Here is a 1,795-nt window from a genome sequence, read left to right as displayed (position 1 = left end):
TATGCGGCCCGCGCCGGCCGGTCCGGACCACCCGGTCCGGATGAGCCCCCCGGCGCCGCCGGGTCCGGCTCAGTCGCCACCCCGGGGCCGGGCGTGCGGTGCGGCCCGGCCGCCGGACGGGGCCGCCGAGGCCCGCAGCTCCTCCGGCGGGCGGCGCCGGAGCGCCCAGTCCCCGTACCGCTGCGCCCAGGGCGCCGCGGTCATCCCGTGCAGGACGACGCTGAGCAGCACGGTCAGCGTGATCGCGCCGAGGATCGTACGGAGCTCGGGCGTCATCGCCAGCTCCTCGACGGCGATCAGCGCGAAGATCACCGAGGCCAGCCCCCGTGGACCGAACCAGCCCAGGAACACGGTCGTGCGGGCGGCGAACCGGCTGCCCAGCAGCGCGATCGCCACCGGCAGCATCCGCAGCACGGTCAGCGAGAGCACCGCGAACACCACCCCGGCCCAGCTCAGACCGAGGAACAGCTGGGCCACCCCGATCACCCCGAACAAGGCCCACACCGCGTAGCCGAGGGCCGTCGAGACCCACTCGGTCAGCCGGAGGGGTTCGTCGGCCGCGTCCGGGGCGACGACCGGCCGGCGGGCGGTCGGCCGGGTGAAGGCGGCGGCGAACGCGGTGCCGGCGACGAACGCCGCGACGAAGCCGTTGGCGTGCCCGGCGATCGACCCGTAGTACGCGGCGACGGGGATCGCGACCGTGGCCACCGTCAGCAGCTCGGTCGCCAGCCGAGCCTGCCGGTCGGCCCAGGCGAGCAGCCGGCCGCATCCGCCGCCGATCAGCACGCCCGCGAGCACCCCGCCGGCCAGTTCGATCAGGGCGGCCCCGACCGCGCCGCCGACCCCGGCCGGACCGTGCCCGGCGCCGGCCGCCGCGGCGATGGCGAACAGCACGATCGGCGTGGCCAGCCCGTCGTTCAGGCCGCTCTCCACGTTCAGGATGCGGCGGATCCGCACCGGCACCACCGGGTTCAGCACAGTGGGCGCACCGAGGCCGGCGTCGGTCGGGGCGAGTGCGGCGGCCAGCAGCAGGACCAGCCAGATGTCGGTCCCGGGCAGCAGGAGCATTCCCGCGGCGACGCCGAGCGCGATGGTCAGGGGCAGGCCGATCAGCAGCAGCCGGGCGCACGGCCCCGCCTCGGACCGGATCTGCCGGGGGCGGACCTGGGCGGCGTCGTGGAACAGGACCAGGGCCAGCGTGATCTCCGCGATCCCGTGCACGATCGCGGTGTCGGTGCCGTCCCAGAACCGGATCCCGATGACGGTGCCGACCGCCGTGAACACCATGGGCGCGGTGACGTGCCACCGGTCCAGCCGGTGCGCGGCCGCGGCGTAGCCGACGACGACCAGGCCGAAGACCGCCGTGACCAGGGCAGGCATGCCAGACACCCTGGCAGAAGCCGGCCGGCTCCGGGTCGATCCGCCCGGCAAACCTCCGACCCGGGTGAGACGGGCGGCCGGGCCCGCGTCCGGTCCCGCGGCCGGTCCTCAACCGGCGGGCGCGGGCGGCACCACGGCGTCTCATGCTGATCGGAGGATGCGGTCCGGCATCGTTCGGTGAGAATTCCTGTGCCGGCCCACCCCACCCGGTGGACTTCAGACAAGGACGGTGACGATGCGGGCACGACCCGGCCTCGTCGCGGTGGCCATCGGTGTCGCGCTGGTCGTCGCGGCCTGTGGCAACGACGGCGCCGCCGCCCCGACCACGGCTCCGTCCACCGACCCGGTCACGGCGGCGCAGGCTCGCGTCGACAGCGCGAACGCCGCCGTCACGCAGGCGCAGGGGGCGCTGACC

1 protein-coding gene and 1 pseudogene are annotated in these 1,795 nt (G+C 75.8%); one reads left to right on the top strand and one right to left on the bottom strand.

Features of this window, described 5'->3' with window-relative positions:
- Positions 1 to 69 precede the first annotated feature (69 nt).
- Entirely contained in the window at positions 70 to 1,380 is a 1,311-nt protein-coding gene (locus ACOJUF_RS23855) for a cation:proton antiporter (RefSeq protein ID WP_420124300.1), read from the bottom strand.
- A 235-nt stretch (positions 1,381 to 1,615) separates the two neighbouring features.
- Between ACOJUF_RS23855 and ACOJUF_RS23850 the strand changes: the two are divergent.
- Positions 1,616 to 1,795: pseudogene (locus tag ACOJUF_RS23850) on the top strand (hypothetical protein); the annotation flags it as partial.

It is taken from the genome of Nakamurella sp. (assembly GCF_048594475.1).
Classification (GTDB): Bacteria; Actinomycetota; Actinomycetes; order Mycobacteriales; family Nakamurellaceae; genus Nakamurella.
This window is presented reverse-complemented; position numbering and strand designations above follow the sequence as displayed.

Coding starts and splice junctions, on each gene's coding strand:
- ACOJUF_RS23855 (WP_420124300.1), bottom strand. CDS start 1,380: ATGCCTGCCCTGGTCACGGCGGTCTTCGGCCTGGTCGTCGTCGGCTAC.